This is a genomic window from Megasphaera geminata F0357 (genome assembly GCF_000239275.1).
GTDB classification, from domain to species: Bacteria; Bacillota; Negativicutes; order Veillonellales; family Megasphaeraceae; genus Megasphaera; species Megasphaera geminata.
In genome coordinates this window covers 1-7,095 of record NZ_JH417584.1, presented here as the reverse complement: position 1 = coordinate 7,095, position 7,095 = coordinate 1, and the positions used below count along the sequence as shown (strand labels likewise).

The window sequence follows — 7,095 nt, the reverse complement described above, 5'->3', positions numbered from 1 at the left end:
GATAATGATAAAATTAATATATAAATAAAAGCGTATTAGACAGAGTATATTTTTGTACGGTAGCTTGTTCTAAAAATAACGTAATCAAAAAGGAGGAAAAATGTATTATGGATTTTAATGTTATCGTTATCATTTTAAGTTTATTGGGGCTTATTGCATTTGCATACAGAGGCTTTTCAGTGATCATGATGGCCCCGATAATGGCTATTTTGGCTGCTACCCTGTCCGGATTTGATATTATGCCGTCATATACTGAACTTTTTATGGGGAAGGCTGTAACCTATATTAAATCATTTTTTCCCGTATTTATGTTGGGTGCGATTTTCGGTAAAGTAATGGAAGAGACAGGATTGGCACGTAGTATTGCCAAAGCCATTATCAGCGGTTTGGGAAAAGAGCCTCACAAAGCCATTATATCTGTAATTGTCGCGGCCTCCGTATTGACTTACGGCGGTGTGAGTCTTTTTGTCGTAGTTTTTGCGGTATACCCATTTGCGGCCGCATTATTTAAAGAGGCCGATTATCCTAAACGGTTTATCGCTCCGATTATTGCCTTGGGCGCCTTTACTGTAACTATGGATTGCTGGAACGGCACTCCGCAGATTCAGAACATCATTCCTACGACATACTTTGGAACCAATCTGTATGCAGCTCCTTTAGCGGGGATTATCGGTGCAGTCATTATCTATGGATGCGGTATATCTTATTTAACATATCGTTTAAAAACTGCTATCGCTAAGGGTGAAGGATATGGGGATCATAAACTCAATGAACCTGAATACAACGCGGATATGACATATGTTAATTGGAAGCTTGCCATATTACCTCTTTTGGCAGTACTTGGAATTAATTTTGCTATTACTGAGTTCGTTATGTGGAATCCTGATATCCTTGTGCCGTTCCAGCAGATGAAGGGAATCCCTTTGGTGGCCGGAAAGGTGCAGAATGTTGCCAGTATCTGGGCGCTTATTATTTCACTGGTAATCGGTATTGTTTTGGCTTTGATTGTAGGGAAGGGCGAGATTAAAAATATAAGCGGTCTTACGAAGATTCTTAATGCAGGTGCAATCGGTTCTTTGTTAGCGATTATGAATACAGCTTCAGAAGTCGGTTACGGTAACGTTATCTCTCAATTACCGGGATTTGCGGATGTGGCGCATTTTCTGATTAATATCCCATTTGGGGGAACTCCTTTAGTATCGGAAGCTGTCAGCGTTACTGTATTGGCGGGAATAACAGGATCCGCTTCCGGCGGGCTGGCCATTGCCTTGGAACTTATGTCTCAAGATTGGTTGGCATGGGCTCAATCGATCGGGATGGGGCCTGATATTCTTCATCGTGTGGCATCCATGGCATCAGGCGGTTTAGATACCTTACCTCACAACGGTGCCGTTATAACATTGCTTGCAGTTTGTGGATTGACACATCGTGAATCATATAAAGATATTTTTGCGATTACAACAGTGATTACAATTTTTGCAGTGTTTGCAGTTGTTATTATTTATTCGATAACAGGATTACATTGATTCCTTTAGAGTATAGATTTTATGTGCTATAACAGAAAGAGGTGTTGATTATGGCTAAATTTGTAACAGCTGAAGAAGCTGTAAGTAAAATCCCCAACGGTGCGACGATTGCTACAAGCGGTTTTGTCGGGGCAATTGTACCTGAACATATTTTGAAGGAAATCCAAAATTCTTTTCTTACCAAAGGGAAACCTAATGATGTTACCGTTGTCTTTGCTGCAGGGCAGGGAGACGGTAAAGAAGGCGGGCTTAACCATTTCGGTGAAGAAGGGCTGTTAAGCTGTATTATTGGAGGACATTATAATTTAAGTCCTCGTGTCGGGAAGCTGGCTATGGAAAATAAAATTGAGGCCTATAATTTCCCGCAAGGGACAATATCTCAATGGTTTAGAGATATTGCGGGAAGACGTCCCGGCACGATTACAAAGGTCGGTCTCGGAACCTTTGTCGATCCTCGTGTTGAAGGAGGGCGTTTAAATGAAAAAAGCCCTGAAGGTCGCGTGGAAGTTATCACGTTAGACGGTGAAGAGTGGCTTTGGTATAAACCTTGCAAATTGGATGTGGCGCTTATTCGAGGTACTACGGCCGATGAAGACGGGAATATCTTAATGGATGAAGAAATCGGTACCGGAGAAGCGTTAGCTATTGCTGAAGCAGTAAAAGCATGCGGAGGTATTGTTATTGTACAGGTTAAAAAGATTGCCCAACGCAATACTCTCGATCCTAAAAATGTCAGAGTTCCGGGTGTGGTCGTTGATTATGTCGTTCAGAGCCCCATTGAAGATCATCGAATGACTTGGGACTATGAGTTTAACCCTGCTTTTAACGGAGATTTACGGGTTCCCTTGAACTCGATATCCCCTTTACCGTTGAACAACAGAAAGATTATTGCCAGAAGATGTGCGATGGAATTAATTCCCGACGCGGTAGTGAATTTAGGTATCGGTATGCCTGAAGGCGTATCGGCAATTGCTGCGGAAGAAGGCATCGACAGTATGGTGTTGACTACTGAAGCCGGCACTATCGGTGGAGTGCCCGCAGGAGGGAGCAGTTTCGGTGCTGCAACCAATGCGCAGGCAATCCTTGACCAGCCGTATCAATTCGACTTTTATGACGGCGGCGGTATTGATCTGGCTATTCTTGGTTTAGCCGAAGCTGATGAAAAAGGAAATATCAATGTAAGCAAATTTAACGGTCGCGTTGCCGGCTGCGGCGGGTTCATCAATATTACGCAGAATGCGAAGAAGCTTATTTATTGCGGCACTTTTACGGCCGGCGGCTTAAAAGAAGAAGTTGCAGACGGTAAACTTGTCATTTCCGTTGAAGGAAAAAATAAGAAATTCTTGGCACATGTAGAACAGGTTACTTTCTCCGGAGAGTATGCGAATTCAATCGGACAACCGGTATTGTATATTACAGAACGTGCTGTATTTAAATTGACGCCCGAAGGCCTTGAATTAATAGAAGTCGCCCCCGGCATTGATATAGACAAAGATATACTTGCATACATGGACTTTAAACCGATTGTTAAAGATGTCAAATTGATGGATGCAAGAATTTTTGAAGATAAACCTATGGGCTTAACTGTATAGAAAGAAGGGATACTATGGCTCAAAATATTGCTTACATTGATATTAAGATCGGTGATAAGGCATCTGTTTCCAAAACCGTTTCCGAGCATGATGTATATGCCTATGCCGGCGTTACCGGCGACTTTAATCCTGTTCATGTTAATGCGGAATTTGCTAAAACATCCATGTTTAAGCAACGTATTGCCCACGGTATGATTTCCGCAGGTTTGATTTCTGCAGTGTTGGGTACCGAGTTGCCAGGCATTAGTACGATTTATATGGGGCAGGATTTAAAGTTTTTGGCACCTGTTTTTTACAATGACACACTTACGGCCGTAGTAGAATGCATTGAAAAGAATGATGAAAAGCACCGTCTCGTTTTTAGGACTACCGTTACGAATCAAGACGGAAAAATTGTTACTGACGGTAAAGCGATGGTTACGAAAAAATAGATTGTAGAAGGAATTTCTAAGGATAATCAGACGTTAATTACTATTTATTGAATACTATCTCTTTCGGAATAGCATCGGCAACATGTGTTACGATGCTATTTTCCTATTGCCGAACAGGCATGACGCCCTTTCCATTTTGTAAAGAAGAAAGAGGACTTCCATATAAAAAGCGCAGCAACAATAGTGCTGCTGCGCTTAACGCTAATTTTACGTGGTACTGTAAAGAAGCGGATTTTTGTTACGATCTTTCGCCCTTAATATTCTTGAAAAAAGATAGGGGTAAAAGATTATTAAAATTTTTCTCCTTTAGCATCTTTCTTTAACCATTCAATTAAAATTTCTTCTCTCTTCTTTTTTATTTCGTTCAATTCAGATTCGGTCCAATCGTAAAGCCCTGTACCGGTTTTTGCTCCCAAATTTCCCTGATCCACACATTTTTTCATTATAGGTGAGGCTGTTTTGTCATCAGATAAATCAGCATTTAAATAAGCTGAAGTATTATAAAATATGTCAAGACCTCCCAAATCAGCCGTTTCCAAAGGGCCGGTTACAGCAAGTCTACGGCCGATACTGTATTTGCAGACAGTATCAACCACTTCAGCAGTACAAATGCCGTCTTGTACACAATGAAGCGCTTCCCGCAGTAAGGCAAATTGTAAACGGTTACCGACGAAACCGGGCGCTTCTTTTAATAAAGCCACCGGTTTTTTGCCGATTTTTTCCATTAATTTCCATGTAATATCTACTGTTTCCTTGGCTGTTTTTTCGCCGGGAACAACTTCAACGAGCGGAATTAAGTGAGGAGGATTCCAGAAATGGGCGACTACGAACCGCTCGGGATACTTTAACACGGAGGCGACCTCTGTAGGGCTGAGTCCGGAGGAGTCCGTTGCAAATATTATGTTTTGGTCTAAATATTCTTCCATTTCTTTATATACCGCTTGTTTTATGGAAACTTCTTCGGCGACGGATTCAATCACAAAATCAGCGTCTTTAGCCGCCGCTTTTAAGGTTGTTACCCCATTAATGCGTTCTAATAATTCAGCGGCTTCATCTTTAGTGAGAAGGGCATTCTCGATCATTACGTTTAGCGTGAACTTTATGTTTTTCATTGCGCGTTCGATACTCGCGTCTTTTCGACCGAACATGTTCACATTATATCCGCTTTTTGCAAATGAGATGGCTGTACCGAAGCCCATGGTTCCGCAACCTAAATTACATATTGTTTTGATTTCGGACAGTTGTTTCATATTAACACCTCGCTTATACTATGTCTGTAAATAAAAATTTTTGCCGTACTGTGCAGCATTAAAGATATTTATCCGGATAACAAACTGCTGGTTATGAATATATATTATTTTTCACCGCCCTTTCTGCCGGCAACGTTAAAATCAAGGCCGCATGACCAGGTGAAGCGTATGATCGGGAGATATGACGTATTGTCAGATCCTCTTTGCTGAAAATAATTTAAACAGTAAAAGGAATAAACGTTAACCCGAGAATCATTATAATACCGAGAACTATGAAAGCCACAAAGCTATAGCCGACGAAGTCTTTAAACTCTAAACCGCAGACTGCCATAAAAGGTACTGCAAAGAAAGGTTGAACCAGAGCTGTTAAGTCACCACCAAACATATAGGCGATTATAGTTTTAGCATCGGCAACGCCTAAGGCTTGACCGGCAGGAATAAGGAAGGGCGCTTCAATAACCCACTTGCTGCCGCCGGAAGGGATAAAATAGCTGATAAAACCGGTCAAGATTGCCGTTATTGCCGGAAAAGTCGTTTCCGTACTGAACGCAATGACCCACGATGAAATAGTATCAACCAGGCCTGTATATTTCATGATACCATAAATACCTGCGTAAAAGGGAAATTGTAAAATCACACCCCAAGCTGCAGGTGTGGAGGCCTTAACCGCTTTTAACATAGCGACAGGAGTCTTGTAGAGAAATATAATTAACGTAAGGAATATAAAATTTAGTACATTAATATCTAATGATTTACCCAAAATGAAAAAATGATAAACTAAATAGACAATAAACATCAGGCCTACAAGGTAGGAGCACCATGGAGTATATGTTACAAAATCGCTGGGAGTTTTTATTTGAGGTGCAGTTTCCTGTTGCGGTGTTTCTTTAACTACCAAGTCAGGATTCCATTCTTCAATAGATTGCATTTTACCGGGATCTTTGGGTGGTAATATGAAACCGAATAATACGAGAATAGCAATAACGGATATTCCTGTTAAAATTAAATTATAAGGATGAAATATGGTCTGAGATATAGGAATTACTCCGATCTCTTTTACCATAAAGTGATCCGCAGTGGCTACGAGCAAAGGAGCGGAGCCGGAAAGTCCCATATGCCAAATGTAAAATGGAGTCCATGAAGCGCCGCATAAATATCTGTAATCAATCTTTATATTTTTTTTCAGTGCCTGTGTAGCAAGATTTTTGCAGATAAGCGCTGCGAATACTAGGCCGAAGCCCCAATTTAGATAAAACCCTATTGCAGAGAGTATGACGGCATAAATGTATACACCCGTAGCAGAATTCGGTTTACTGCATACCGACGTTATAAGCCGTGTGCATACCGGCGTAGTGGCCAATGCATAACCGGTAATTACAATCAAGGACATTTGCATAGCAAAAGCCAATAACGTCCAAAAGCCTTTTCCCCAGGAAACTACTATATCCAACGGGGTGGTAGGCGTTAGAAAAAAAGCCATTATAAAAGCGATAAGTGTCAGTACTAATGCAATTACATAAGAATCCGGTACCCACTTTTGGGCAAAGTCAGTAAAATAATCAGTAAACTGACGTGTTGTTGTCATGTCTTTCATAATAAATCGCTCCTTTCTATAAAATATCAAACAAGACTATAATAGTAGTTAATAGTAGTTTAAACCTGCTTTTCAATTTTAGCAAGATATAATAAATTATAGAATCTGTCTAATAGGTCGCGATAAATGAAGGCACAAAAGAGGTGTACGGATAAAAATATATATTTTTGAATTTTAATATGACACGGAATCTTTGTTAATACATTATGTATCGCTTGATACAGTGTAATTTAATCTAAATGTTTAAACAGTGTAAGGAGATGAATATATGGAGACAGAGAATAAAACGAACTTAAAAGAGCCGGAACTTCTTGAATATCATGGAGCGGACAGTATTGCAAATTTGGAACATCCTGACAAAGAACCGCCTTCAAACAATCGAGAAAATAAATTATTTCTTGCTTTTAATATAACGGTTGCAATTATCGGTGTTATATTATTGTATTCAGCATGGGGTAATCACCGCTTGGGGGCAGCTGTTATATTAGCATTGATTCCGGCAAATATAGCTAGAAGGAAGGGCTATTCATATAAGTTTTGGTATTTATACGGTTTGTTATTGTGGATTTTTGCCGTTATTCATATAATTATACTGAAAAGCAAACCTTCCAATCTAAAATAACGGCGAAAGTGCAATCAATACGGAGCTTATTATTAAATCTTTTTAAAAACCTCTTATTGTTCCATTTGGAACGTGGTATA

6 protein-coding genes are annotated in these 7,095 nt (G+C 40.1%); 4 read left to right on the top strand and 2 right to left on the bottom strand.

Translation table 11 applies throughout. The features are described 5' to 3' along the window. The first annotated feature begins 107 nt into the window (after positions 1-107). The 3 genes from HMPREF0080_RS03880 to HMPREF0080_RS03870 are packed head-to-tail and all read left to right on the top strand — an operon-like array spanning position 108 to position 3,549. Positions 108-1,526: a GntP family permease gene (locus tag HMPREF0080_RS03880; protein WP_006789931.1), complete on the top strand. Its 1,419-nt coding sequence runs from the start codon at positions 108-110 to the stop codon at positions 1,524-1,526. Positions 1,527-1,576: 50 nt separating this feature from the next. Beyond that, positions 1,577-3,118 (top strand): acyl CoA:acetate/3-ketoacid CoA transferase, encoded by a 1,542-nt coding sequence (locus HMPREF0080_RS03875; RefSeq protein ID WP_006789930.1) that lies wholly within the window; start codon positions 1,577-1,579, stop codon positions 3,116-3,118. A 14-nt stretch (positions 3,119-3,132) separates the two neighbouring features. Further along, positions 3,133-3,549 carry a MaoC family dehydratase gene (locus tag HMPREF0080_RS03870; protein ID WP_006789929.1) on the top strand — a complete coding sequence of 139 codons (417 nt, stop codon included), beginning with the start codon at positions 3,133-3,135 and terminating at the stop codon, positions 3,547-3,549. A 290-nt stretch (positions 3,550-3,839) separates the two neighbouring features. On the opposite strand, the gene HMPREF0080_RS03865 is transcribed toward HMPREF0080_RS03870, so the two are convergent. Together HMPREF0080_RS03865 and HMPREF0080_RS03860 are read right to left on the bottom strand one after the other, a co-directional pair. Next, positions 3,840-4,799, bottom strand: a complete 960-nt coding sequence (locus tag HMPREF0080_RS03865) for a 3-hydroxyacyl-CoA dehydrogenase family protein (protein ID WP_006789928.1) — start codon at positions 4,797-4,799, stop codon at positions 3,840-3,842. Between the two features lie 217 nt (positions 4,800-5,016). Next, positions 5,017-6,393, bottom strand: a complete 1,377-nt coding sequence (locus HMPREF0080_RS03860) for a short-chain fatty acid transporter (RefSeq protein WP_006789927.1) — start codon at positions 6,391-6,393, stop codon at positions 5,017-5,019. A gap of 268 nt (positions 6,394-6,661) precedes the next feature. Here HMPREF0080_RS03860 and HMPREF0080_RS03855 point away from each other — a divergent pair, with 268 nt between their 5' ends. Then, positions 6,662-7,015 (top strand): hypothetical protein, encoded by a 354-nt coding sequence (locus HMPREF0080_RS03855; protein ID WP_006789926.1) that lies wholly within the window; start codon positions 6,662-6,664, stop codon positions 7,013-7,015. The last annotated feature ends 80 nt before the right edge of the window (positions 7,016-7,095 follow it).

Excerpts from the sequence above, each read along its gene's own strand:
- HMPREF0080_RS03880 (WP_006789931.1), top strand. The coding sequence starts at position 108 with ATGGATTTTAATGTTATCGTTATCATTTTAAGTTTATTGGGGCTTATT.
- HMPREF0080_RS03875 (WP_006789930.1), top strand. The coding sequence starts at position 1,577 with ATGGCTAAATTTGTAACAGCTGAAGAAGCTGTAAGTAAAATCCCCAAC.
- HMPREF0080_RS03870 (WP_006789929.1), top strand. The coding sequence starts at position 3,133 with ATGGCTCAAAATATTGCTTACATTGATATTAAGATCGGTGATAAGGCA.
- HMPREF0080_RS03865 (WP_006789928.1), bottom strand. The coding sequence starts at position 4,799 with ATGAAACAACTGTCCGAAATCAAAACAATATGTAATTTAGGTTGCGGA.
- HMPREF0080_RS03860 (WP_006789927.1), bottom strand. The coding sequence starts at position 6,393 with ATGAAAGACATGACAACAACACGTCAGTTTACTGATTATTTTACTGAC.
- HMPREF0080_RS03855 (WP_006789926.1), top strand. The coding sequence starts at position 6,662 with ATGGAGACAGAGAATAAAACGAACTTAAAAGAGCCGGAACTTCTTGAA.